Annotated in this window: 24 protein-coding genes; 12 read left to right on the top strand and 12 right to left on the bottom strand. The window is 54.2% G+C overall.

Going from position 1 to position 25,819, the window contains the following annotated elements; translation table 11 throughout:
- The first annotated feature begins 91 nt into the window (after nt 1–91).
- The gene (locus PMI41_RS10745) at nt 92–772 is read left to right on the top strand and encodes a GNAT family protein (protein WP_008124610.1); all 681 of its coding nucleotides are present in this window, start codon (nt 92–94) and stop codon (nt 770–772) included.
- 54 nt (nt 773–826) lie between these two features.
- Here the strand turns inward: PMI41_RS10745 and PMI41_RS10740 are convergent, their stop codons facing one another.
- Nucleotides 827–1,582 carry an SDR family NAD(P)-dependent oxidoreductase gene (locus PMI41_RS10740; protein ID WP_008124608.1) on the bottom strand — a complete coding sequence of 252 codons (756 nt, stop codon included), beginning with the start codon at nt 1,580–1,582 and terminating at the stop codon, nt 827–829.
- 430 nt (nt 1,583–2,012) lie between these two features.
- On the opposite strand from PMI41_RS10740, the gene PMI41_RS10730 reads away from it, so the two are divergent.
- Nucleotides 2,013–2,222: a hypothetical protein gene (locus PMI41_RS10730; protein ID WP_008124606.1), complete on the top strand. Its 210-nt coding sequence runs from the start codon at nt 2,013–2,015 to the stop codon at nt 2,220–2,222.
- On the opposite strand, the gene PMI41_RS10725 is transcribed toward PMI41_RS10730, so the two are convergent.
- The 4 genes from PMI41_RS10725 to PMI41_RS10710 form a co-directional block, all read right to left on the bottom strand.
- Complete coding sequence (locus PMI41_RS10725) at nt 2,216–3,244, bottom strand: nickel/cobalt transporter (RefSeq protein ID WP_040854247.1); 1,029 nt, start codon at nt 3,242–3,244, stop codon at nt 2,216–2,218. The two genes, PMI41_RS10730 and PMI41_RS10725, sit on opposite strands and share 7 nt — an antisense overlap.
- Before the next feature lie 7 nt (nt 3,245–3,251).
- Nucleotides 3,252–3,887, bottom strand: a complete 636-nt coding sequence (locus PMI41_RS10720) for a DUF1007 family protein (protein WP_244423930.1) — start codon at nt 3,885–3,887, stop codon at nt 3,252–3,254.
- 101 nt (nt 3,888–3,988) lie between these two features.
- The gene (locus PMI41_RS10715; protein WP_008124601.1) at nt 3,989–4,888 is read right to left on the bottom strand and encodes a LysR family transcriptional regulator; all 900 of its coding nucleotides are present in this window, start codon (nt 4,886–4,888) and stop codon (nt 3,989–3,991) included.
- Entirely contained in the window at nt 4,888–6,078 is a 1,191-nt protein-coding gene (locus tag PMI41_RS10710) for an amidase (protein ID WP_008124598.1), read from the bottom strand. The genes PMI41_RS10715 and PMI41_RS10710 overlap by 1 nt, the downstream gene beginning before the upstream one ends.
- A 542-nt stretch (nt 6,079–6,620) precedes the next feature.
- Here PMI41_RS10710 and odc2 point away from each other — a divergent pair.
- The gene (odc2, locus tag PMI41_RS10705) at nt 6,621–7,754 is read left to right on the top strand and encodes an ornithine/lysine decarboxylase (protein ID WP_008124596.1); all 1,134 of its coding nucleotides are present in this window, start codon (nt 6,621–6,623) and stop codon (nt 7,752–7,754) included.
- 193 nt (nt 7,755–7,947) lie between these two features.
- A complete protein-coding gene (locus PMI41_RS10700; protein ID WP_008124594.1) occupies nt 7,948–8,559 on the top strand; it encodes an N-acetyltransferase in 612 nt (203 codons plus the stop codon).
- A 225-nt stretch (nt 8,560–8,784) separates the two neighbouring features.
- Here PMI41_RS10700 and PMI41_RS10695 read toward each other — a convergent pair whose 3' ends face one another.
- The gene (locus PMI41_RS10695; RefSeq protein WP_008124593.1) at nt 8,785–9,393 is read right to left on the bottom strand and encodes an alpha/beta hydrolase; all 609 of its coding nucleotides are present in this window, start codon (nt 9,391–9,393) and stop codon (nt 8,785–8,787) included.
- 242 nt (nt 9,394–9,635) lie between these two features.
- Here PMI41_RS10695 and PMI41_RS10690 point away from each other — a divergent pair, with 242 nt between their 5' ends.
- Both PMI41_RS10690 and PMI41_RS10685 read left to right on the top strand, forming a co-directional pair.
- The gene (locus tag PMI41_RS10690; RefSeq protein WP_008124592.1) at nt 9,636–10,199 is read left to right on the top strand and encodes an isochorismatase family protein; all 564 of its coding nucleotides are present in this window, start codon (nt 9,636–9,638) and stop codon (nt 10,197–10,199) included.
- Nucleotides 10,196–11,191 carry a helix-turn-helix domain-containing protein gene (locus PMI41_RS10685; protein ID WP_008124591.1) on the top strand — a complete coding sequence of 332 codons (996 nt, stop codon included), beginning with the start codon at nt 10,196–10,198 and terminating at the stop codon, nt 11,189–11,191. Before PMI41_RS10690 ends, PMI41_RS10685 begins: the two co-directional genes overlap by 4 nt.
- Nucleotides 11,192–11,399: 208 nt before the next feature.
- Here the strand turns inward: PMI41_RS10685 and gndA are convergent, their stop codons facing one another.
- Complete coding sequence (gndA, locus tag PMI41_RS10680; protein ID WP_008124588.1) at nt 11,400–12,815, bottom strand: NADP-dependent phosphogluconate dehydrogenase; 1,416 nt, start codon at nt 12,813–12,815, stop codon at nt 11,400–11,402.
- 229 nt (nt 12,816–13,044) lie between these two features.
- Between gndA and PMI41_RS10675 the strand changes: the two genes are divergently transcribed.
- Entirely contained in the window at nt 13,045–14,106 is a 1,062-nt protein-coding gene (locus tag PMI41_RS10675; protein ID WP_008124586.1) for an endonuclease/exonuclease/phosphatase family protein, read from the top strand.
- Between the two features lie 2 nt (nt 14,107–14,108).
- Here PMI41_RS10675 and PMI41_RS10670 read toward each other — a convergent pair whose 3' ends face one another.
- Nucleotides 14,109–14,942 (bottom strand): MurR/RpiR family transcriptional regulator, encoded by an 834-nt coding sequence (locus PMI41_RS10670; protein ID WP_008124584.1) that lies wholly within the window; start codon nt 14,940–14,942, stop codon nt 14,109–14,111.
- Nucleotides 14,943–15,079: 137 nt separating this feature from the next.
- Here PMI41_RS10670 and PMI41_RS10665 point away from each other — a divergent pair, with 137 nt between their 5' ends.
- The 5 genes from PMI41_RS10665 (at nt 15,080) to PMI41_RS10645 (ending at nt 21,557) form a co-directional block, all read left to right on the top strand.
- Complete coding sequence (locus PMI41_RS10665; RefSeq protein ID WP_008124582.1) at nt 15,080–15,901, top strand: N-formylglutamate amidohydrolase; 822 nt, start codon at nt 15,080–15,082, stop codon at nt 15,899–15,901.
- A gap of 54 nt (nt 15,902–15,955) precedes the next feature.
- Nucleotides 15,956–17,509 carry an amino acid permease gene (locus tag PMI41_RS10660; protein WP_008124578.1) on the top strand — a complete coding sequence of 518 codons (1,554 nt, stop codon included), beginning with the start codon at nt 15,956–15,958 and terminating at the stop codon, nt 17,507–17,509.
- A gap of 75 nt (nt 17,510–17,584) precedes the next feature.
- A complete protein-coding gene (locus tag PMI41_RS10655) occupies nt 17,585–18,955 on the top strand; it encodes a glutamine synthetase family protein (RefSeq protein ID WP_008124577.1) in 1,371 nt (456 codons plus the stop codon).
- A 38-nt stretch (nt 18,956–18,993) separates the two neighbouring features.
- Nucleotides 18,994–20,379 (top strand): aldehyde dehydrogenase family protein, encoded by a 1,386-nt coding sequence (locus PMI41_RS10650; protein ID WP_008124575.1) that lies wholly within the window; start codon nt 18,994–18,996, stop codon nt 20,377–20,379.
- 11 nt (nt 20,380–20,390) lie between these two features.
- On the top strand, nt 20,391–21,557 hold the full coding sequence (locus PMI41_RS10645; protein WP_008124573.1) for an iron-containing alcohol dehydrogenase: 1,167 nt from the start codon (nt 20,391–20,393) through the stop codon (nt 21,555–21,557).
- Between the two features lie 79 nt (nt 21,558–21,636).
- On the opposite strand, the gene PMI41_RS10640 is transcribed toward PMI41_RS10645, so the two are convergent.
- The 4 genes from PMI41_RS10640 to PMI41_RS10625 form a co-directional block, all read right to left on the bottom strand.
- A complete protein-coding gene (locus PMI41_RS10640; protein WP_008124572.1) occupies nt 21,637–22,701 on the bottom strand; it encodes an ABC transporter ATP-binding protein in 1,065 nt (354 codons plus the stop codon).
- A gap of 15 nt (nt 22,702–22,716) precedes the next feature.
- The gene (locus PMI41_RS10635; RefSeq protein ID WP_008124569.1) at nt 22,717–23,508 is read right to left on the bottom strand and encodes an ABC transporter permease; all 792 of its coding nucleotides are present in this window, start codon (nt 23,506–23,508) and stop codon (nt 22,717–22,719) included.
- Nucleotides 23,505–24,410 carry an ABC transporter permease subunit gene (locus PMI41_RS10630; protein ID WP_008124566.1) on the bottom strand — a complete coding sequence of 302 codons (906 nt, stop codon included), beginning with the start codon at nt 24,408–24,410 and terminating at the stop codon, nt 23,505–23,507. The genes PMI41_RS10635 and PMI41_RS10630 overlap by 4 nt, the downstream gene beginning before the upstream one ends.
- Before the next feature lie 159 nt (nt 24,411–24,569).
- A complete protein-coding gene (locus tag PMI41_RS10625) occupies nt 24,570–25,673 on the bottom strand; it encodes an ABC transporter substrate-binding protein (RefSeq protein WP_008124565.1) in 1,104 nt (367 codons plus the stop codon).
- Nucleotides 25,674–25,819 lie beyond the last annotated feature (146 nt).

Below are 25,819 nucleotides of genomic sequence, written 5' to 3'. Positions count from 1 at the left end.
TCTTGTCTCACATACAATTTTCAACTTCTGCTTTGTGCGGGGACTATCGTAACAAGTCAAACGTGCATTGCTAAAAATGGGCCTGATTTAGATGACTGATCTGAAAGACTGGACACCACGACCACTTCCCGCCATCGAGCCGCTTGAAGGACGCTATGTTCGTCTTGAGCCCATCAATGCCGCAAAGCATGGCGATGGACTGTATGAAGCCTCGACCGTGGCCGATGCGGACAGCCGTTTCCGCTATCTTTTCGAGGATTCTCCCGCGACCCGCGAGGCCATGACGCCTTGGCTGGAAAAGGTCGAGGCCAGCAAGGACCCTTTGTTTTATACGGTTATCGATAAGGCCAGCGGCAAGATTGCCGGTCGGCAGGCACTGATGCGGATAGACCCTGCGCACGGCAGTATCGAAATAGGGAATATCTATTGGGGTCCATTGATTGCACGCAAGGCAGCAGCCACCGAAGCGCAGTACCTGTTCATGGAATATGCTTTCGACGTGCTTGGCTACCGGCGCTATGAGTGGAAGTGCAACAATAGCAATGAGCCTTCCAAACGCGCTGCGGAACGTTTCGGTTTTACATTTGAGGGCATTTTCCGCCAGCATATGGTGCAGAAGGGCCAAAACCGCGACACTGCATGGTATTCTGTGACGGATGCGGAATGGCCTGCATTGAAGGCCGCCTATCAGGCATGGCTTTCCCCGGAAAATTTTGACGCCAACGGACAACAGATCAAGCGGCTGGAAGAGTTCAGAGAAGCAACTGCTTGATCCGCTTCGAAATGTAGTCCACGGCCTCAATCAGGAAGCCGTGGACGATCAGTTTCAGGATGGGTTTATTGCAGCGAAGACCTCTTCATAGCGGCCCTCCCGTTCTGCGGAGCGTCTCGTCCGGTCACGTTCGACAAGGACTTCCCCCCGAGGATGATTTCCCGTTTCCAGCAGATGCATGACTTCCGCCACATATGCACTGACAGGTATGGCGCGAGGGTCGGAGGCCTGATGAGCGCCGGTAAGTTCCGTCTGCACATAGGGAGGGGACAACTCCAGCACTTCAACCGGGATATTGCGCAACTGATGGCGCAGGGACTGAAGCCACGAATGCAGGAATGCCTTGCTGGCGCAATAGGACGGAAAATCCGCCCGGGGAATGAAAGCAAGATTTGAGCTGGTGGCCATTATCGTTGCATTAGGCCGATTTTTCAGCAGTGGCAGAAAGGCCGCTGTTGTGCGCAATACACCCATGATGTTGGTTTCCATGATAGATCGTGCGGCGGACATATCCCAGCTTTCAGCAGTCAAATCCTCTGGTCGCGAGATACCGGCATTGGCGAAAAGCATGTTGAGTTCGGGGAAAAGTGCGCGAACATTGTTTGCAACTTTGGTCAAAGAGTCCGGATCGTCGAGGTCGAGCGGCATTGCTACCAAACCGGGACGCTCCGCAGTAATCTCATTGAGCAGGGACAAGCGCCTTCCCGTGATGATAACTTGGTTGCCCCGGTCGTGAAACGCTTCGGCGAATGCCCGTCCGATACCGCTGGTTCCGCCCGTAATGAGAATTGTATTGCCAGTCATTTGCATGATTTGTTGCTCCTTTGTGTTCGGCCTCGGGCCGATGGCAGCGCAGATTGCGCAAACGCCGATGGGGCAACGCTGTTTTCCGAATCAATATTTCGCGACTTGCCGACAACACACCCATTGCTGGAAGCATTGTTAAAACCGGCAAGGTTCCCAATGATTGAAAACGGAAAGAACAGTGTCATACCATAGCGCCTCTTACATCGAGACCTCCCTGCTGGGATCCTCTCGAAAAGGACGCGTTGGATGACGGTAACGCCTACGACAGCTAACCCATATGGCAGCTATAGTTTGCGGAATAATCCGGTCCGTCGGCATTGTCAATTAGCAGGTATTTGCCTTGCATCACGGATTGCTGTTCGCCTGAATACTTGCTTTGCAAGCAGATACGGCTACAACGCCAGCAATTGCGTTGAACACAGGCGGAAATCTTATGGATCCAAAAACCCGTAATGCGGCGATAGCAGCCGCCTGTATCATGCTTGGCTTTGGATTTACCGCCTATCTCATGCCCAATATGATGCTGGCGATAGGGGACAAGTCTCCGCTGGCCGCCGGTATATTCGCGGTCATCTTCGTGATCGGCTTTTTCATCGTGTTCTGGTTGCGGGCCCGGAGCCAGCGCCGCAACAAAAATCAGTAAATCAGCGCGCCGTATAAAAGTACTCCGCCGATGAATACAATGAACAGTGCGCCACCGATTTCGATGATATTCTGAACCCGGGCCGACAGCGCAGTACCACCGGAAATGCGCAAGGCGGCGTTCTTGGCTGTGACAGCCAGCGTTGCGAGAATCGTGACGGTAATGAACGTGCCGAAGGCCATGGCGAAAACTGAAAAAACGCCGCCAAGCACCAGTCCGTTCAACAATGAGAATGTAAGGACAGCGAGCGCCCCGGAACATGGCCGCAAGCCAACGGCGATGATAGCCGCCCAAGCTGTCTTCCAATTGAAATCGCCGGAGATCATGGCTGGATCGGGAGCATGGCTATGGCCGCATGTCTCGCAGACTTGCCCGGCCGCGTGCGAATGGCCGTGATCATGCGAATGATGGTGATGGTCGTGACCGTGATGCCCATGATCATGGTGATGATGTTCATGTCCCGCATGGGCATGCGCTACTTTTGCAGCAAACAGGCGCGGGACTTTGCGCCAGAGCAGCGACAGGCCAAAAACGACAATCAGCGCGAAACTTGCCACTTCCATGACGTGCGTCGCATCGTCCATGGAGACCGCGGTGCCGCGCAAAACAAGAAAGGTCAGGCCGATGATGAAAATAGCGGAGATGGCCTGAAGCATTGACGAAGCAAAGGAAAGCAGGACACCGCGCCGGAGTGTGGTTTCATTGGCGAGCATGTAGGATGAAATGACGGCCTTGCCATGGCCGGGACCGGCAGCGTGGATTATGCCGTAGAGAAAAGAGAGGCCTATGAGGATCGAGGCTTGCCAAGGGTCTTCGCGCATGGCTCGCAGGGCGCCGGTCATCGCCAGATAAAAGCTGCGCTGCTGGGTATTGATCCAGAGAATGATGTCGGCAAAGGGACCGACCGGCTTCATCGACACTTCATTCATGCCGATGCCTAGCGATGAAGTTTGCGCCAGTGCATGTCCGCTGAGAAGCGCGAGCGCAATGAGCGCCCAAGGCCAGATCAATTTCCGCATCATTTATCCTTTACCCTTGGGAGGGGCATTCTATTTCGAGCCGAGTGGCAAAAATCTTGGTCATATCGGTGCCGGTGGGATCATTGAAAAAAGCGTCGGTCAGCGTGCCCTGATTTTGCGCAATGGCCTCATCCGGATTCGGTCGCACAACCTTCTGTTTGCAGGCAGGTGGCAACCCCATCACATGCACATCCGAATCATTGACGTAATCAATGGCGGTGTAAAAGGTTGGATCATAGACACCGAAGCTGGTTTTGGTGCCGAGCTTGAGCGGGTGCTTGGGTGAACTCTCGAAAATGATCAGCAACTGATTGTTCTGAAAATCCGCGATCAGGTGTTTGGGTGCTGCCATGACAATCTTCTTGTCATTGAGCTGGACCGACTGAAAATAATCGAACTCGGAAATTGAGGCGTTGATGGTTTCAGCAAGCGCCGCCAATTCTGCCTCGTTGAGCTTCAGATCACCATTCTTGTCGAACTCGACCAGAACAGTGCTCGAAAAAATATCGTCGAACCGCCAGACATGGCCGAGTTTTTCCACGGTTCCATCGGGTTTGATTGTTATGTCGAGCCGTGCTTCAGCGAAAACATGCGGATGGACATAGGCAGGCGTGGCAAGGGTCGTGCCCAAAGCCAGTATTGCCATGAAGACCGCGAATTTCTTTTGCATGAATCGACCTTTGTAGTTGGTGCACAGGACATCCCGAACTTGGCGAAATTGGGACGATATAACATTAACGTGCCTGCTCAGGCCTTGCGATTATCCTTGAACCATTTGGCGAGGTAATCGACAAGCACGCGAACCTTGGCTGGCAGGTAACGCCGGTGCGGGTAAACCGCATAAATACCGGCATCGCGCATGGCAAACTCTTCCAGGACTGAAACCAGCCTGCCGCTTTCAATATCCGGTGCGGCGATGAAATCCGGCAGCATGACAAATCCCAAACCCGAAAGGGCGGCGCGACGCGCGGCGAGGGGGCTGTTTATTTCCATCGGACCTGACACCTGCACGGATATTGCCGGGCCGCTTTGGTTGTGAAACTGCCACGAGTTGCGCGAGCGGTTATTGGTATCAACGATGCAGGGCAAAGTGCCCAGCTGCTCAGGCCGTTTGGGGGCACCGGTCTGCCTGATCAGATCGGGCGAAGCGCAGACTGCAACCCGGAAAGGGGCAATCCGTTTGGCGATCAATGAAGAATCCTGCATGCGGGTAATGCGGATGGCCAGATCGAAGCCCTCTTCGACAAGATCGACAAAGCGGTCATCCAGCCGCACATCCAGCGTAATATCCGGTTGGTCTGCGCAAAAATCGATGAGACATTGGCCAATTTCAGCGTCGGCAAATGTGCGCGGCGCGGAAATCTTGATCCGTCCCTTGATGTCGCTGCTCGAGTCGCGAACTGTTTCCTTGAGGTTTTCGACATCTCGAAGAATTTCACTGGCCCGCTGGTAATAGGTGTGACCCGCTTCAGTCAGCGAAAACTGCCGGGTAGTGCGATTGAGCAGCAGGGCACCCAACTCGTCTTCCAGCTCACGAACATATTTGGAAAGCAGTGCCTTGGAACGTCCGATCTTGCGGGCGGCGGCCGAAAACCCTTCCGCCTCCACGACATCTATATAGGCGCGCATGCGGGTGAGTGTATCCATCAAGGTGTCTTGCCCGATTGGAGAATAGTTCTACCCAGACGTATCAATGCCATATCGCTTCCCTTTGGCCCCAGCAGTGAAATGCCAAAGGGCGCACCATGAACCTGCCCCAGCGGCAGGGTGATCTGGGGGACGCCGGAGAGGCCGGAAAGCATCAGCAAATGCAGCGCCTGTTCGCGATAGGTCTGGATTTCGTCAAAGGGCGTTGCTGCAAGCGGTGCTGCGCCGGGTACTGTCGGCATGACCAGAACGCCATCGTCCTGCAAGAGATCGGCAATCTCACTGGTGAAGAGGGTGCGGCGCTTCGTCTGAACCTGATAGGTTTCTAGATCAATGGCCGCTGCATACTCGAAACGCTCTTTGACACCCGGCCCAAGTCCGCGATCTTTTTCCGATAGCCATGCGCCATGCGTTGCCCAAGCCTCGAAACCCTGAATTTGCCGGAAGCAAAGATAGAGATCGTCCATTGATGCAGTCGATTGGCGTGCAGAGCGGGCATGGCCAAGATTGTTGGAGACGAGTTTGTACATCTGCCTGTATGCGGCGTCCTCAGCCTCGCCAACCAGAAGATGTTCCAGTAGGGGGATGAAAAGCGGGCGCTTCAATTTGAACTCGCTGGCATCCGCACCAAGCAGTATGTTGCCGACCTTTTCATAAAGGTCGATGTCGCGGGCAAACCAGCCAAATGTGTCCAACGATGGAGCGAGCGGCATCGTACCGTCAAGCGGAATACGGCCATGGCTGGTGCGCAGGCCGATCAGTCCGCAGAAGCTGGCTGGCGCACGAATCGAACCACCCGTATCGGTTCCCGTAGCAATGCTGGCAATTCCGCCCGCAACCGCAGAGGCGGAGCCGGAGGAGGAACCGCCGGTTACGCGATCCGGTGATGCCGGATTTACCGGATAAGGATAATGCGCATTCTGGCCTATGAGTGAGAAGGCAAGTTCATCAGTCTGTGTCTTGCCGATGAATTTTGCACCAGCATCAAGCAAGTGTTGGACGGCAGAGGCAGTCTCGTTCGCTACAGGTGATTCGCCTTGTTTTTGCCGATTTCCGCACCCTGTGGGCAATCCGGCGACATCGAATATGTCCTTGACCGCCAAAGTCTCGCCCTTCAACGGGCCATCGCCGGATAAAAGGTTAACGGAAGGTAAATCCAAAAGGGCGTTTAGAGGATTAATTGTGCTCATCGTTCAAGGATTCTACGTGATTTTTCTATGTTTGTTCAATGAATAAAAAACTTTGTCACAATCGATATTTGTCATTGATTGGACACATATTTCACCTTATATCGCCCTTGCCCAAAGTCGCACGTGCCCATGGGTGTCCGCCGATCTTCATTATGGTGAGGAAACGGTATGGTACCTGGAACTAACCCCTCCAGTCAGCTTAGCAGCCAACTGCCAAAGCTGAGGACATCTGAAGCAACGACGGTGCGGGCCTAGTCGGTCTCTTTCGGCTGTCCAAAAGCTGAGAATTACTGAAGAGGCACACCTTCATTGCCGGTAGTGCGGATGGGAACATCCAAACCAAGGCAGACAAAGCGGATCAACGCCCCGATTGGCGCAGGTCCACCGCCGCATGAACTTGTCCGTGTTTTCAGCATCTCCAAAGGCTGGCTTCGCGGGGGATGGATTCATGCACTTTGTCCTCAGCAATTTCGACGGGCGCGTCCCGGGAAATTGCCATTTGCTGAGCGGCCATACCAGCCGCTATGGAATTGGAGCATAACATGGCTACGCAGCGCATTATCGACTTCATCAATACCCGACGCCCGAACGGCCCCTGCATGGTGCTCGATCTCGATGTCGTGCGCGAAAATTTCCACAATTTCGAAATGGCATTGCCAGAGTCGAAGATTTTTTATGCGGTAAAGGCAAACCCGGCGCCGGAAATCCTGCGCCTGCTCGCTTCGCTCGGCTCCAATTTTGACACGGCATCGGTTGCCGAAGTCGAAATGGCGCTTGATGCCGGCGCGACTGCCGATCGCATCTCCTTTGGCAACACCATCAAGAAAGAGCGCGATATCGCACGCGCCTTCGAGCTTGGCATTCGCCTGTTTGCTGTCGATTGCGTCGAGGAAGTTGAAAAGGTAGCGCGCGCTGCTCCCGGCTCCCGCGTGTTCTGCCGTGTCCTTACCGATGGCGCTGGCGCCGAATGGCCGCTTTCACGCAAGTTCGGTTGTGTGCCTGCCATGGCGGTTGATGTGCTGCGCGCTGCCCAGCAACTCGGCCTCGACAGCTATGGTGTTTCTTTCCACGTAGGTTCACAGCAGACAGACCTTGCTGCATGGGATCGCGCACTGGGCGACGCAAAGCAGGTTTTTGAAGCGCTTGCCAAAGAAGGCATCACGCTGAAGATGGTCAATATGGGCGGTGGTTTCCCGACCCGTTATCTCAAGGATGTGCCAACCGCACAGGCCTATGGTCAGGCTATTTTCCAGGCGTTGAGCAAGCATTTCGGCAATCGCCTGCCAGAGACAATTATCGAGCCAGGCCGCGGCATGGTTGGCAATGCCGGTGTCATCAAGGCCGAGGTCGTTCTCGTGTCCAAGAAGGCGGACAACGACAATGTGCGCTGGGTCTATCTCGACATTGGTAAGTTCGGTGGTCTCGCTGAAACAATGGACGAAGCTATCCGTTATCAGATCACCACACCGCGTGATGGCGATGCGTCAGAGCCTTGCGTTCTTGCCGGTCCTACCTGCGACAGCGCCGATGTGATGTACGAAAAGAACCCCTATCCACTGCCCGTATCGCTGACCATCGGCGACGAGGTGCTGATTGAGGGGACCGGTGCCTACACCACGACCTACTCTGCCGTTGCTTTCAATGGGTTTGAACCACTCCGATCATACGTAATTTAAGAGACCTCTGATAAGTTCACCCTGATGGGCATCTGATGTGATTTTCTCCGCTTCCGGTGCTCATGGACACAAAAGTCCACTGCGCTCCGGTTCTCGAAAACCGCACCAGCTACCTCATCAGGCTGAATTCTCAAAAGGTCTCTCATCCACGCATGGCGTGTCGACACACCCTTATGATTGATTGGTCAAGACAATGAGCGCAGTAGAATATATCGAACAAAATCTGCATCCAGACGGACTGCAGGCTTTCACTATCCGCAACGAAACCGCGCAGGACGAGCAGGCTCGCGAAGCGCTGCTTGATCGTTCGATGGGCGAGGGCCGCCGCCGCAAATCTTCGGAAAAGCTTCGTCGCGGCCGCTTGCCATCCGAAGGGCTTGCCTTTGTTGCTCGCGGTCCTGATGGTACCGTGCTGGGTACTGTCCGCCTTTGGGATATTCAGGCCGGGCATGATTCATCGGGCATGCCCGTGCGCGCCTTGTTGCTCGGACCGCTGGCGGTTGAACCAACGCTCAAGGGCCGTGGCATTGGCGCTGCATTGATGCAGCATGCGACTGCAGAAGCCGCACGTCTGGGCCACGGAGCCATAATCCTTGTTGGCGATCCTGAATATTACGAGCGGTTTGGGTTCGATGGTTCAAAGACCAGAAACCTTGCCATGCCGGGTCCTGTCGAACGGCATCGTTTTCTGGCGCTGGAATTGAAGGCCGGACATCTCGACGGTGCACACGGCGTGCTTACAGCCAAGGGCAAACGCGCCTCAGCTATCCGGATATTGCCGGTTTCACTGCGGTTTTCGCGGTAGGGGCTCTATCTCCCCTTTGTGGGGATAATCCAGGTTCCGTCATTTGCAATAAACTTGTGCGTGGTTCGACGGGGCTCACCATGAGGAAAGTTGGTGCGCTGCAATGACGGTCACCAGCGTGGAAAACCGAGCTCCCTGCAGTCAATTAACGTTCCTCATGGTGAGCCGTCCTGAGCTAGTCGAAGGGCGAACCACGCACGAGTGTCATGCTACGATCTTCCTTCTTTAGGGTCGAACAAACCGCTGAATCGCGGCGATTTCATTCTGTTGAATTTCGTGGCCGCCCGGGTGCCAGACAAGTTCGGTCTGGACACCCTGCGATATCAGGTAGTCAGCGAAATCCTGTGTCAATGATGGCGGGCAGATCGGATCGTGCTGCCCGGCAGTGATCAGCACGTGTTTACCGGCAAGCCCGGGCTGGGGTGCTGGCTGCCAGGGAATGAGCGGGTGCATCAGCACAGCCTCATTGAACAATCCCGGATGCTTCAACATGACTGACGCCAATATGTTTGCGCCATTGGAATAGCCAAGGCCAATGACCTTGGATGGCCGTGCCTCAATCTTGCGGGCACGAATGAAATCGGCCATGGCATCGGTGCGGGTGGCAAGGTCTTCCATGTCATAGACGCCTTCGCCGGTACGGCGGAAGAAGCGGGATGCGCCATGTTCGGACACGTCACCCCGGGGCGAGACAATACCCGTCTCTGGCAGCAATTGCCGTCCGAAATCAAAAAACTGGTTTTCATCACCGCCTGTGCCGTGAAAGACGAACAGCAAGGCTTGTCCCGGCTGTGCGGCAAGATGAGTGCGATTCTGATAGCTGTCGGCTGGCATGGATGGCCTTTCCGCCCGGGCATGTTTCGTCCGGACCTCACTGGTAATGTTACTGCCCGACATATGGGGGCTGATCCAATGAAAAGAAGCCCCGACCGTTTGATGAACTGTCTACCATATGGAGACGATACCGTTCCATTTAGCTATTGGCTTTTTTTGTCCGCTTTTCGTCTGTTCCATGCGTATCAGCCTGTCAAAACTGGAGCTAATCTTATAGGATCAACAGACAGGAGAAGCTAAAAATGTCCGCAGATACCGCCCTTATTGTCATTGACGTGCAGGAATCATTTCGCCAGCGTAGTTACTGGAACGAAGCGGAGGCTCAGCCCTTCATTGCCAATGTCCAGCGGCTGATCGATGGTGCAAAGGCCAAAGGCTTGCCCGTCGTTCAAATCTTCCATGTTGATGGCGATGGTCCGTTTGCTCTGGATTCCGGCTTTGTCAAACCACTCGCGCCAGTTTCGCTGAGCGCTGATGTGGTTTTTCACAAAGCGCGTCACAGTGCGCTGGTGGGTAGCGGGCTTGAGGTCTGGCTGAACCAGAACAATATCCGCAAAGTGCTGATAGCGGGCATTCGTACTGAACAGTGCTGCGAGACGACGACCCGTCATGCATCGGATTTGGGTTATGATGTGGATTATGTCTCCGAAGCGACACTGACCTTTGCCATGACAAATGCCGAAGGACGCACTTTCAGCGCAGAAGAAATCAAAGCCCGCACAGAGCTGGTTCTGGCCGGTCGCTTTGCGAAGATCGTGACAGTTGACGAAGCTTTGAGTGGAGTTGAACGCGCGATGGCCGCATGAGCATAGCCGAACCAAAAAATATCGATGTTTTGGTGGTGGTGCCCGCAAGGGCGCTGCTGCTCGATATTGCGGGGCCGGTGGAGGTGCTGCGCAAGGCGAATTTCGAGCAGGATTCTGTGCGGTTCAAAGTGCGTTACGTCGGGCCGCTGGCAAATGTTACTACGTCTATCGGCCTGACGATCAGCGGCATTGAGCCATTGCCAAACCGGGTTTCGGCGGGCGCCATGATTGTGCTTGCTGGCGATACGACAACGTTGCTGGACACGCCTGCTACTGTCGATGCAGAGAGGCAAGGGCAGGGTGATAGCGAGATTGTCGAATGGTTGCGAAGCCATTTTGCAGATACGCAAAAATTGGTCTCCATATGCTCTGGTGCTTTACTGGCTGGTCGTGCCGGCCTGCTTGATGGCCACGCCTGCACGACTCATTTCAGTTCCGTCGATGAATTGCGTGAACTTGTACCAACAGCGCGGGTTTTCGATAACCGGCTCTATGTTGAGGATGGAAATCGCTATTCAAGCGCCGGTATTACGGCGGGCATCGACCTGATGTTGCATCTTGTTGGGCAGATTGCCGGACCCGCCTGCGCCGTGGCAGTTGCCAGATATCTCGTGGTTTATCTGCGTCGCAGCGGGACTGATCCACAATGGTCGCCATGGCTCGACGGGCGCAATCATATTCACCCGGCAATCCACCGGGTTCAGGACAGGCTGGCGGCTGACCCGGCACACGCCTGGACGCTTGGGTCATTGGCCGACATCGCGGCCACAAGTCCGCGGCACCTGTCACGTCTCTTCAATGAGCACACGGGAATGAGTATTCCCGATTATCTCAACCGCCTGCGCATCGCGCTCGCCCGTGAGATATTGAGCAATTCGAGGTTGGATATGGAAGGCGTGGCCGATCGTACGGGCTTCGCCTCTGCAAGGCAGCTACGGCGGGCTTGGGGGCGCATTTACCCTGCGCCACCCAGCAGTGCGAGATTGCCGTAATTATCTCTAGCTTGCAGTAATGTTATGCGTGGTTCGCCCTTCGACAGGTTCAGGAGGGCTCACCATGAGGAAGATTGGTTGATTGCAGGGAGTCAAGTTCTGCACTTTTCCGATTGTTATTGCAGCCCACCATCTTCCTCATGGTGAGCCCTCCTGAACCTGTCGAAGGGCGAACCACGCAACGCAATTGCCACAAGTCGCGCGTTACTTAAGCATCTGACCAAGGTCCATGGAAATCACCCTCTTCGCCAAGGCGTTTGAAGCCATGAGCGCCAAAGAAATCTCGCTGCGCCTGAATGACGTTTGCGGTGCCGCGTGCCTGACGGAAACCATCAAAATAGTTTAGGGCGGCAGAGAGCGCTGGCACTGGAAGACCGGCAAGCGAGGCTTGCGCAACGACCTTGCGCAGCGATTTGGAGCCGGATTTCATCCGATCAACGAAGGCCGGTACGAGCAGGAGATTGGTGCCTTCGCTGCCTTCGAACGCTGCTGCAATCTGGTCGAGAAACTGCGAACGGATGATACAGCCAGCGCGCCAGATGCGGGCAGTGGTGGCGAGCGGAATGTCCCAGCCACGCTCTTTCGAAGCGCCGACCATGACATCGAAACCTTGCGCGTAGGCAGCAATCTTGCCCGCAAGCAGACCCTGTTCCAGCGCATCAACAAAGTCCTGACTGCTATCGGAAAGCTTGGCGGTACCAAGATTGCCATAAGCTTTCTCCGCTTCCGCACGCTGCTTTACCATTGAAGAAATGGACCGAGCAGCAACGGCTGCCTCAATACCGGTTGCCGGAATGCCCAGCATCTGGGCTTCGATCGCAGCCCAACGGCCAGTGCCTTTCTGTCCGGCGCTGTCTAGAATAACGTCTACAGCGGGCTTGCCTGTCTTCTTGTCGGTAGCGAGCAAAACCTTCGCGGTGATTTCGACGAGGTATGAATTGAGCGGGCCGGTATTCCACTTCTCGAATATTTTGCCGATGGCTTCTGATGTCAGGCCAAGACCGTCACGCAGCACCCCATAGACTTCAGCAATCATCTGCATGTCAGCATATTCAATGCCGTTATGGATGGTCTTGACGAAGTGACCAGCGCCATCAGGGCCAAGCAGGGCAGAGCAGGATTCGCCTTCATACTTGGCGGAAATTGCAGTCAGCACAGGCTCGATGCGGGCGTAGGATTCAGGTGTGCCGCCGACCATGATGGAAGGGCCGTGGCGTGCACCTTCTTCGCCGCCGGAAACGCCCATGCCGACAAAGGTCGGATCATTGGCGCCGAGTTCAGCGAGACGGCGAACCGTATCGTGGAAATTTGCATTGCCTGCGTCGATGATGATGTCTTCCTTGGCGAGGAAAGGCTTCAGAGCGGCGATCTGTTCGTCCACTGCTTCGCCAGCCTTGACCATGAGAATGATCGGACGCGGGGCACGAATGTTTTTTGCAAGATCTTCCAGCGTTTCACACGCGATGATCTTGTCCTGCAGGTTGCCTGCTTCGGCATAGAATTCATTTGTCTTGGCAACGGTTCTGTTGAAGACCGCAACGCGATAACCATTCTCGGCGATATTGAGCGCCAGATTGGCACCCATGACGCCGAGGCCGATCAATCCGATGTCAGCTTGCTGCATGATTTTGTCCTTACACATTCAATAGGGGCATAAAGCGAAATATTCCTGCGGGCGGAGGGCCTTGCCGGTCTTCCGGTCCCGGGACAGCATTAGTATATCAATGTGCGTTGGCGGCAATGGCAAATGAAGAAATTTCGACGGTCCAATCGCGAACTTTGAATGTCATCCGCGCGTAATGCATCTTTTGATATGATATTATTTTTAAGCCATTTGGTTGCGAGGAATTATCATGAAACTCAAACATTTGAGCATAGGTACATTCAATCTCTACAATCTGAACGAACCGGGCGTGCCGATTTACACCGATAAGGATGGCTGGACGCAGGAAGAATACGAACGGAAGATCGAATGGACGAGCCGGTCCATTCGGCTGTTAAGGCCGGATATTTTTGGATTTCAAGAGCTATGGCACCCAACGTCAATTACGCGTGCACTTGAAGCATCCGGCCTGGCGGCTGAGTATGATCTGGTGGTACCGGGGACAGCCAATGGCACTCGCATTGTATGCGCCGCTCTGGTCCGCAAAGGATTATTGACCGGACAACCGGAATGGATCGAAAACTTTCCGGAAAAGTTTGTTCTGAAAAGCTCGGGTGATGATCCGCAGACTCCGGCAATCAGCGTTTCCATCCCCAGCTTTTCCCGCCCTGTTCTGCATTTTCAAGTGCGGCCACGTGAGGATCATGAGCCGGTTCATGTCTATGTCTGCCATTTCAAATCCAAGGGGCCGACACAGGTGTTCAAGGAGGCATGGTTCAAAGCGGATCAAACCACCTACAAGAAGCATGCCACAAATATCGGCGCAGCAATCTCCACTATCCGCCGGACGGCGGAAGCCGCAGCACTGCGTTTCCTTTTGACGGAACAGATGAAGGGCAGCCGGACGCCTGTCATTGTTCTTGGCGATATCAATGATGGTCAGCACAGCAATACTGCAAACATTCTGACGGAGCAGCCGCGCTATCTGGTTGGAGATTCACTTGGCGGTGGCGATGTCAGTCTCTATACCGCCCAGACCCTTCAGGAATATCGCAGTACGCGCGATGTTTATTATACCCATATTCATCGGGACATTATGGAGTCGCTTGACCATATTCTGGTGAGCGAAGAGTTTTACGACAACTCAAAGCGGCGGGTCTGGATGTTCGACGGGATGACGGTGAATAATGATCATCTTAATTTCGATGATCACAAGGAATCCGGCACGAATGATCACGGCATAATCTGCGCGACTTTCAAGTATAAACCAATCAAGGTTGAGGCACAGGAGATCGCTGACGGTCCGTCGTAGCGCTAATTATCCCGCAATTGCTCGAGATCGCGGATACGATCAGCGCCGCTCTGTTCAAGCTTGCGGGTAACTTCTGCAACCAGCGTTTCCGCAATCAGGAACAGGGCCGACGAGGAATCCCAAGGTGAGGGTACGGCGGTTCTTCCTGCAATGACATGGCGGGCGAAACGTGCAATCGGTGAAAGCCACTGATCGGTGACAAGCACGATTTCGACGCCGCGCGCCTGCGCTTTTTCGGCAAAACGCAACAGGCTTTCCTGATAGCGGCGAATATCAAAAACAATCAGCACATCCTTCTTGCCCATGTCGATCAGCTGATCGCGCCAGTGGCTTTCCTGACCTGCAAGATGGGTGACACCGGAGCGCACAATCTTGAGATGGGCGGCCATATAGGTGGCTATAGGATCGGTGAAGCGTCCGCCGAGCAGGTAGAGCCGTGAGCGATTTCGGCTGATGGCATTTGTCACATCATCAAGTTGCTGGGCTGAAAGGTGCTGAAACGTCTCGCGGATGTTTTCGATTGCCGCTTCCATAAGCGGAAATGCTGCGCCGCCTTTGGGGCTCTGAATGCTGGCTGCACGATTCCAGGGTGATTGTACCTGTGCCGCCAGTTCTTCCTGCAATGCGTTTTGAAACTCAGGATAACTTTGAAAACCGAGGCGCGCGACAAACCGCAGGATTGTCGGCGAGGAAACGCCAGCCTGACCGGAAAACTCCGCCACCGTGCGCAGGCCTATCAATGGATAATTGGCGATCAATGTCTGGGCTGCCCTGCGTTCCGAGGCCGGCATCGCGTCAATCTTTTCTGCGATCAGCTCAGAAATGCTGGTGCTCATGAATGTTTCCCCCCGGCCGAATTGTGATTCATTAATTTCGGATTTGACAATTTTGATCGTTATGTATCAAATCATACGAGAGTGGAAATAAAAATACAAAATGTAACGTAAAGTACAGTTTGCCAAAAAGGGCAAAAATGGGTCAGACCATAGCGAGCGGTGCGCCGCAGGCATTATCAAAAGACTGGACTCCAGTTCGGGTAACAAATCCGAATGGTGCGGGTCCATGCATTATTCTTTGCGATCACGCGTCCAATTATGTGCCTGTAGATTTCGGTACGCTGGGCTTGCGAGATAATGACCTGCAAAAGCATATCGCCTGGGACCCCGGTGCGCTGGGTGTTAGCGCGGTCATGAGCAGGCTGCTTGACGCGCCACTTGTCGAATCTTGCGTGTCGCGCCTGATCATCGACTGCAACAGACCGCTCGATGCGCCGGATCTGGTGCCTTCTTTAAGTGAAGTCACAGTCATTCCGGCCAATGAGAATCTGGGTGACGCGGCACGGCGCGAACGCGTTGAGCTTTCGCATAAGCCCTATCATGCAGCCATTGAAAAATTGGTGCGGGAACGCAGGGCCGCTGGACTGCCAGAGCCAGTCTTTGTCGCAGTTCATACCTACACGCCAGTTTATCGCGGTGTTGAGCGTCCGTGGCATATCGGGATTATCCATGATGCCGATGATCGCGTTGCTGCACCGCTGATTGCCGGCCTGCAGGCTGCGGGCCGCTATGAAGTTGGAATCAATGAACCTTATTCACCGGCAGATCGTGTTTATTACACGCTGGAGCGGCATGCTTCTGCCCATGGACTACCGGCTGTGATGATCGAGATCCGCAATGATCTCGTGGCGACAGCTCAAGAGGAGAAGGGTTGGGGCGAACTGCTCTCGGGCCTTCTGAACGATATAACAAAAGGCCCTTCGATGGGCATTGCGGGGACGGCAAACAAGGGAATCTAGATACTGACGCTGCTATCGACGTTGTAACTCTTTCAAGAATAACAGGGGAACGTGATGACACACCAGGACTACTCGGACACAGATAAATCGGAGGACGTGAAAGTTCTCCACGGCATGGGCTATGCCCAGGAGCTGGAACGGCGAATGAGCCGATTTTCCAACTTTGCAATCTCATTCTCAATCATCTGCATTCTATCTGGCGGTATCAATTCGCTGGCGCAGGCAACCTCTGGGGCTGGCGGTGCCGCAATCGGCATTGGCTGGCCGCTGGGCTGTCTTGTCTCGGCAGTGTTCGCCATCGCCATGGCGCAGATCAGTTCGGCCTATCCGACAGCAGGCGGACTTTATCACTGGGGGTCGATCCTTGGTAATCGCGGTACTGGCTGGCTGACCGCATGGTTCAACCTGCTGGGGTTGATTACAGTGCTCGGCGCAATCAATGTCGGCACTTATTACTTCTTCATCGGTGCGTTCGGTGAATATCTCGGTATTGCCGATTCAACGGCTGTCCGTGTGGTGTTTCTGGTGATTTTGACAGGCGCTCAGGCGCTCATCAACCATATGGGTATCGGTCTGACAGCCAAATTGACGGACTTCTCCGGCTATCTCATCTTTGTGACAGCCATTGCGCTATCCGTGGTGTGTCTGGCTGTGGCTGATGGATATGATTTTGCCCGCCTTTTCACATTCTCCAACTATTCCGGAGAAGCTGGCGGAAATGTCTGGCCGACGACTTCCGGAACCTGGGTCTTTTTGCTTGGCCTGTTGCTGCCGGTCTATACGATTACCGGCTATGACGCCTCAGCGCATACATCGGAAGAAACCGTCCGCGCAGCCCATTCCGTTCCACGCGGCATGATATCGTCAGTTCTGTGGTCAGCTGTATTCGGCTACATCATGCTCTGCTCGTTTGTGTTGATGATTCCAAACATGGATGCAGCAGCGGCACAAGGCTGGAATGTTTTCTTCTGGGCCATGAATGAGCAGGTTAATCCGCTTGTAAAGGACATTCTCTACTTCCTGATTTTCATCTGCCAGTTCCTTTGCGGACTTGCCACGGTGACATCAGTGTCGCGCATGATCTTCGCTTTTGCGCGTGACAAGGGACTTCCGGCATCCAAGGCACTTTCCAAAGTAAGCCCGAAATACCGCACTCCGGTCTCCGCGATCTGGACAGGCTCAACGCTTGCCGTTCTGTTTGTCTGGGGTTCTTCGCTTGTGACAATCGGTGAAACACCGGTTTATACGATCGTTGTTTCCTGCACGGTTATCTTCCTCTTCTTCTCTTTCGCCATACCGATTGCACTTGGCCTTTTTGCCTGGGGCACACCGAAATGGAACAAGATGGGGCCGTGGGATATGGGCGAAGGTAAGTTCAAGCTGTTTGCAGTGCTCTCGATCCTCGCTATGGCTTTGATCTTCGTCCTCGGTATTCAGCCGCCAAACGAATGGGCGCTCTATATCACTGTCGGATTTCTTGTGATCACGGCACTGGTCTGGTTCCTGTTTGAAAAGCGCCGCTTCCGTGGTCCTCCAATCGGCGACGAAGTAGCCCGCCGTGCCGCAGAAATTGCTGCAGCTGAATTGGCAGTCGGCGAGAAAGCCTGATCTCAACAACGGGGCGGCCGGTTCCTGCCGGTCGCCCCTACTCTTGACCCAGTTTGACGCTTTTGAGGATATGTTATGCCCGGACATTGGAGTTTCGACGAACTGAAAAGCCGCGTAAGCAGCGGTGAAATCGATACGATTCTGGCCTGTTTCGTCGATATGCAAGGCCGGTTGATCGGCAAGCGGTTTCACGGAAGTTTTTTCGTTGAATCCGCGCATGACGAGACGCATGGCTGCAACTACCTGCTGGCCAACGATATCGATATGGAGCCGGTGCCGGGTTATAAGGCAGCGAGCTGGAAACAGGGTTATGGTGATTTCGTCATCAAGCCTGACCTGACAACCATCCGCCATATCCCATGGCTTGAGAAATGCGCGCTGGTGTTATGTGACATTCTTGACCACCACCATCATGAAGACCTTTCGCATTCGCCGCGCGCCATTCTCAAGCGCCAGCTCGCCCGTTTGAAAGATCGCGGTTATCTCGCCTACTTTGCCTCGGAGCTGGAGTTCTATCTCTTCGACGAAACCTATGAGACCGCCCGCGCCAAGCACTGGAAGGGCATGACGACCGCTTCGCCCTATATTCAGGATTATGTGATCCAGATGACCACGAAGGAAGACGCAGTGATGCGCGCCATCCGCAATGGTCTTTTCGATGCGGGTATTCCAGTCGAAAACTCCAAGGGTGAATGGGGCCCAGGTCAGGAAGAAATCAATGTGCGCTATGCCGAAGCGCTGGAAATGGCCGACCGCCATGTGGTCATGAAGAATGGCTGCAAGGAAATCGCCACTCAGATGGGCAAGGCGATTACGTTCATGGCGAAGTATGATTATTCGCTGGCCGGAAGCTCAAGCCATGTTCACAATTCGCTATGGAGTGCCGACGGCAAGACGCCGCTTTTCTATGACAAGAATGCGGAATACACCATGTCGCCATTGATGCGGCAGTGGGTGGCAGGACAGCTGAAATATGCGGACGACTTCACATATTTCCTCGCTCCGTACATCAACTCCTACAAGCGCTTTCAGGCTGGAACGTTCGCGCCGACAAAGAATGTCTGGAGCCTCGATAACCGCACAGCTGGTTTCCGTCTTTGCGGTGAGGGTTCCAAGGCAATCCGTATCGAATGCCGTATTGGCGGTGCCGACCTCAATCCATATCTCGCATTTGCCGGGCTCATTGCCTCGGGCCTCGCCGGTATCGATGAAAAGCTGGAACTGGGCAAGCCTTTTCAGGGCGACGCCTATGGTGGTGCAAAACTACGCGAGATTCCAAAGACATTGCGCGAGGCAACCGACACTCTTGCGCGCTCGAAAATGCTCAAGGAAGCGCTTGGCGAAGATGTGGTTGAGCACTATGTCCACACCGCAAAGTGGGAACAGTTTGAATATGATCGCCGGGTAACCGATTGGGAGTTGCATCGCGGCTTCGAACGGTATTGAAGAGCTGAAAATAACAGAAGCAGACTAGAGGTTTTGATATGGCCGACACGGTCAAACTGATTACGCCCATCGATGGCACGGTCTATGCCGAGCGTCCCATTGCCAGCGACAAGGCGATTGACGTCGCAGTTGAGTCTGCAAAGCAGGCGCAAGCTGAGTGGGCGCAGACGAGCATTGCTGAGCGTGGGCGCCTTTGCCTCGCAGCGCTTGATGCATTGCTGGCGATGAATGATGAAATTGTGCCGGAGATTGCCTGGCAGATGGGACGACCCGTTCGCTATGGCGGCGAAAAGGGCGGCGTCGAAGAGCGCACGCGCTATATGGTCAAGATTGCCGAGCAGGCGCTTGCACCTGTCATCGAAAATGACAGGCCGGGTTTCCGTCGTTATATCAAACATGTGCCACTTGGTGTTGTCATGGTGATTGCGCCTTGGAACTATCCCTATCTCACAGCGGTCAATACGATCATTCCTGCTCTGATGGCTGGCAATAGTGTTATCCTGAAGCATGCCGCACAGACTTTGCTTGTCGGTGAGCGTTTTGCACAGGCTTTCGAAAAGGCCGGTCTGCCAAAGGGCGTGTTTCAGAACATCGTTCTGGGTCACACGCAGACGGAAAAACTGCTGGCTTCAGGCCGTATCGACCATGTGAACTTCACCGGTTCGGTCGGTGGCGGTCGCGCTATCGAAAAGGCGGCGGCCGGCACATTCATGACCTTGGGTCTGGAGCTTGGTGGCAAAGATCCGGCCTATGTGCTGCCTGATGTCAACCTCGATCACGCGGTTGCCAATCTCGTAGACGGCGCATTCTTCAACTCCGGACAGTGCTGCTGTGGTATCGAGCGCATTTATGTGCATGAGAAGGTCTATGACCGCTTCGTTGATGGGTTCATCGATCTGACCAAGCAATATGTCGTAGGCAATCCGCTGGATCAGGCAACGACGATGGGACCGATGGCACAGACACGTTTTGCCGAGCTTGTGCGTGAGCAGAAGGCAGAGGCGCTACGCAAGGGCGCCAAGGCTCATGTCAATATGAGCGTTGCAAACGACAAGGCTGGTTCGCCCTATCTTGCCCCGGAAGTGCTGACCAATGTTGACCACCAGATGAGCGTCATGCGCGAAGAAAGTTTCGGGCCAATCGTTGGCATCATGAAGGTACGCAATGACGAGGAAGCTGTGGCCCTGATGAATGACAGCCCTTATGGCCTGACGGCATCATTGTGGACGACCGATACGGATCACGCGGCTTTGATCGGCGACAGGATCGAGACCGGTACAGTGTTCATGAATCGCTGCGATTATATAGATCCGGCTCTTGTCTGGACGGGTGTCAAGGATACCGGCAAGGGCGCTGCCATGTCGGGTATCGGATACGGGAATCTTACCCGGCCGAAGTCCTATCATTTGCGTGAAGAAATCTAAGAGAGAATATTATGAGCCAGCTCATTTCCAAATGGAATTACCCAACGACTGTGCGGTTTGGTGCAGGACGCATCAAGGAACTGCCGGAAGTTCTCGAGGCTACCGGAATCAAAAACCCGCTATTCGTTACTGATCCGGGCCTCGCCAAGCTGCCAGTCGTGGCAAGCACGTTGAAAATTCTTGACGATGCCAAAGTTCCCTATGGTGTGTTTTCAGACGTGAAGCCAAACCCTGTGGATTCCAATCTCACAGCCGGTATCGCGGTATTCAAGCAGGGCAAACATGATGGCGTAATCGCGTTTGGCGGTGGTTCGGCACTTGATCTCGGCAAGCTGATCGCGTTCCAAGCCGGACAGACGCGTCCGATCTGGGATTTTGAGGATATTGGCGATTGGTGGACACGGGCAAACAGCGATGTGATTGCACCCATCATCGCCGTGCCGACCACAGCTGGAACCGGCTCTGAAGTTGGCCGCGCAGGCGTTATCACCAATGAAGCGACTCATACCAAGAAAGTGATCTTTCACCCCAAGCTTCTACCGGCAATTGTCATTGCTGATCCGGAATTGTCGGTTGGCATGCCAGCATTCATTACTGCCGGAACCGGCATGGACGCTCTGGCTCATTGCCTCGAGGCATATTGCGCGCCGGGCTATCACCCGATGGCAGACGGTATTGCCGTGGAGGGCATCCGGCTTGTGTTCGAAAGCCTGCCGAAAGCCTATGCCAATGGCAGCGACCTGACAGCACGGGCGCATATGATGAGTGCTGCTGCGATGGGCGCGACGGCGTTCCAGAAGGGGCTGGGCGCGATCCATTCGCTGTCGCATCCCATCGGCGCGCTTTATGACACACATCATGGCATGACCAACGCAGTATTCATGCCCTACGTGCTGGCTTTCAACCGCGATGCCATCGAAGAACGTATTGAACGGCTTGCAAATTATATCGGCATCAAGGGCGGCTTCGATGGTTTTGCCAAGGCGATCATTGATCTGCGCACGGAGCTGAAGGTGCCGCATGCATTACCGGGTTTGATCAAGGATCTGAACATGGATGATGCACGCAAAGAATTGATCGCTGATATGGCGATTGTCGATCCAACGGCAGGCGGAAACCCTGTCGAACTGACCAAACAAGCAGCACTCAAGCTGCTGGACGAGGCAATCAAGGGATAGCCGAAAGGCGAGCCTTGATGGTCAAATTAAAAGGGCGCTGGAAACGGCGCCCTTTTTGCATTCTGAATACGGTTTCCTACTACTGACCCAGCAGCAGCATGTCCTTTGCGGCGAGGCTGACCTTCACATTTTCGCCGGGTGAGGGTGGGGGCGCGCTTGGATTGTTGAACGTATCAAAAGAGACTGTGTTCTCTCCCAGCGAGGCGCGGATGCGGATAACCGACCCCAGGAAATGAACGCTGTTAATCTTGCCGTCCAGTGTTGTTTCGCGGGAGTCGGTTGCTTCACCGAGGCTGACAGCTTCAGGTCGCACCGCCAATGAAATCTTGTCTCCCGCCTTGTGATTAGTGATCTTCTGGCCAATCGTCACGTCCTTGCCATCAATGGCGATGACACCAGCTGCCGCATCGCGAACGGTGGCGTCAAGCGTGTTCAAGGTGCCGACGAAGGAAGCGACAAAACGCGATGACGGATGATTGTAAATCTCAAAGGGTGCACCAACCTGTTCAGCCTTGCCCTCGTACATCACGACGATACGGTCGGAAATGGATAGCGCTTCTTCCTGATCATGCGTCACGAAAATAGTGGTGATGCCAAGCTTGCGCTGGATGGCACGAATTTCTTCACGTAGCGAAACGCGGATCTTCGCATCAAGCGCAGACAGCGGCTCATCCAGCAAGAGGACCTGCGGTTTGGTGGCAAGCGCGCGAGCCAGAGCAACGCGTTGTTGTTGTCCGCCCGAAAGCTGATAGGGATAGCGGTCAGCCAGATGGTCGAGCTTTATCAGCGACAGCATTTCATGGACAGTGGCATTGATCTCGCCCTGCGGTTTCTTGGCAACCTTCAGTCCGAACGCGACATTCTGCGCCACAGTCATATTCGGAAACAAGGCATAGGCCTGGAACACCATGCCTATGTTGCGCTGGTTCGGCTTGAGGTTCACCACATCCTTGCCGCCAATGCTGATCTTCCCGGAAGTAGGCGTCTCAAAACCCGCTACCATGCGCAGCACTGTTGTTTTACCGCAACCGCTTGGCCCGAGGAAGGAAACGAACTCGCCCTTCTCGATATTGAGATTGAAATCGTGCACGACGGTTGTCGCTCCGAAGCTCTTTTTCAAATGGCTGATTGTGAGAAATGACATTGTTTCTATCCGGTCTTAGCGCTTGGTGGCGGCGAGGGATTTATTGAGACGGGTGACAATCTGAATGAGACCCATGCAAATCCAGGTGATTGCAAAGGAAATAACCGCCAAGGCTGCCGGCTCATAAGCACGGTTTGCGCCTATAAGCTGCAGGAATGGTCCGAACGCGGGACGATTTAGCAGGGCAGCCATGGTAAACTCGCCGATGACGATGGCAAAGGTCAGGAACGCACCGGAAAGCACGGCAACGAGTACATTCGGCAGAATGACACTCCACATGATCTTGACGCGGCTTGCGCCAAGGCTCTCCGCTGCTTCGGTCATGGTGCGGATATCGATGGCGCCAAGACCAGTATCAACCGCACGATACATATAAGGTAGCGCCAACATCGTATAGCCGAAGACCAGCAATATGTTGGTGCCCATGGCAGAGCCGGTCAAAGGCAGAAATGATGAAGTGTTGTAGAGGCGGATGTAGCCGAACACGACAACAATCGCAGGAATGACCAGCGGCAGAAGTGTGATGAATTCAAGAAATGGACGCCAGCCCGGAAGCCGTAGGCGGACCCAGTAGGCAGTCGGGACGACAAGCACGATACCAACGACAATCGTTACCAGAGCCATGACAATGGAATAACCGAATGTTGCCTGAAAGCGCGGGTCGCTGAGGATGACCCAATAGGCATCAAGAGAATAGACGCCGCGGCGCATGCGCAGCGAAAATTCCAGAGTGCCGATAAGTGGCACAACGAAATAGATTATGCCAAACGCAAGGGCGATCCACGACCAGAAACGATTGGTTTTCATTTGAGCCACCGTTCGCTGCGTGCGCGCATCCAGATGTAAATGCCGTTGGAAACGCCGGTTATTACGATCATGCCGAAAGCAAGCGCATATCCAAGATGCGGATCCTGCAAAACGTCACCACGTATCTGGGCGAACAGCACAATAGGGACGATGCTGAGCGATGATCCTGTGAGTGCGTAGGCGGTTGCGATTGCGCCGAACGAATTTGCGAAAAGCAGAAGCATTGTACCCAGCAATGCAGGCCAGAGAATGGGAAATGCCACCATCCGCCAATATTGCGGGCCGGTTGCGCCGAGAATAAGCGCGGCTTCTTTCCATTCTTTTTTCAAACCATCGAGAGCGGGTGTGATGATGAGGATCATCAGTGGAATCTGGAAGTAGAGATAGGTGATTGTCAGGCCCCAGAAGCTGAGCAGATTGAAGCCGTGGCCATAAAGATTGAAGCCAAAGACATTATAAAGAAATGTCGTAACAAGACCGGTACGGCCAAGTGTTGCGAGAAAGGCGAAAGCCAATGGTACGCCGGCAAAGTTGGAGGCAACGCCGGAAAACGTCATCAGCGGCGAGCGTATCCAGCCCGGCAGCCCGCCGAGTGTGACAGCAGCAGCAACACAGAAACCTATGGCTGCGCCAAGTACCGCGGAGGCGAAAGAGATTTTGATGGAAATCCAATACGCATCCATGATGGACGGCTGGAACAGGTTCACAATATTCGCGAGTGTCAGGTTGCCCTGATTATCCTGAAAGGCTCCGGCAATCAGATAGATTGTCGGCCAGATCAGAAACAGTACGGCAAAGATGATGAATGGCATAACGCCGAGCCAGTCGAGCGACAGGCGTTTGCGTTCATTCGCCGTTGGCGGAACCGGTGGTGAAACGTCTTGTTCTGTAACTGCACTCATGGGTGTCTGGAACCGCGCTAGATAAAGTAATATTCAGCCTTTGCCTGAGAGTTGCAAAGGCAATGCAGCCAGGGTCATCATAGCATTCAACGCCTCCCAAAGAGGCTTCAGCATTGATGGAAAATCCCCGCGGCGGACCGCGGGGATTTCTATCCTGTATTACTTGACGTTGGCGCCTACGATCTTGTCCCATCCCTTGGTAATGACTTCCTTGGCGGCAGCCTGTTCATCGAGAGTTGGGAAGATCGCCTTTTCATAGGCGGCAGCAGGAGGCAGCTTGTCGAGCAGTTCCTTGGGGATCTTGTTGTTCTTGGCAAGATCGTTGAAACGGATCGGATGGCAATAGCCTTTGAGCCATGTCAGCTGACCTTCATCAGAATAGAGATATTCCATCCAGAGCTTTGCAGCATTTGGATGCGGCGCGTAAGCGCTGATCGCCTGAACATAAACACCGGCAACAACGCCGGAAGCTGGAACAACAACTTCTACAGGCGGATTGCCCTTGAGTGTGTCACGGCCGGAAAGCGCGTTATAATCCCAGTTGATGATGATCGGTGTGGCACCCTGAGCCAAGGTGCCGGACTTGCCGATAACAGGAACGAAGTTACCTGCCTTGTTGAGGTCAGCAAAGTATTTGAGGCCAGCTTCACCAGCTGCCGCGCCATATGTGCCGCCGGTCGAAACGCCAGCAGCGCCAACAGCCAGGATCGCCTGATTGGAAGCGCGTGGATCGCCAGCAAGAGCAACAGCGTTGGCATATTCTGGCTTGAGCAGGTCAGCCCAATCCTTTGGTACTTCCTTGACGATATCAGTGTTCACCTGGAAGGAGAGAACGCCGTAATAGTCGCCGTACCAGTGACCTTCAGCGTCCTTTACATTGTCAGGTATCGAGTCCCATGTGGATACTTTGTAAGGCTGTGTCAGGCCGTCTTTCTTGGCAGATGGGCCAAATGCAAAGCCGACATCGATGACGTCAGGAGCCTGCGGGCCCTTATTGTCCTTGTTGGCCTTGATAGCTTCGATTTCGTCGCCCGAGCCCGCATCCGGGTTCAGTTCGTTGACTTCGATGCCATACTTGGCCTTGAAGCCGGCAACCATATCGCCATAGGCGCACCAGTCATGCGGCAATGCGATTGTGGTGAGTGTGCCTTCCTTCTTAGCTGCAGCAACCAGCTCTGCCGGTGCTTCAGCAAAGGAAATTGCCGTGCTGGCGAAAAGCACAGCAGTCGACAGCGCCACCAAGCGTTTTGTGTAACCTACCATTTTTAGACCCCTGTTTGAGCGATACGTCATTGGCTCTTTGTCCGACGTTCCAGCACCCGATATAGGTCTCTCATGTCAGTTGGATGACAGACCTGTGACGTGCCGGTGAACAGACTTTCCCTGAGCAGTATCGACAAGTGAACCAC

This window comes from Phyllobacterium sp. YR531 (genome assembly GCF_000282595.1).
In the GTDB taxonomy this organism is placed as follows: Bacteria; Pseudomonadota; Alphaproteobacteria; order Rhizobiales; family Rhizobiaceae; genus Phyllobacterium.
This window is presented reverse-complemented; position numbering and strand designations above follow the sequence as displayed.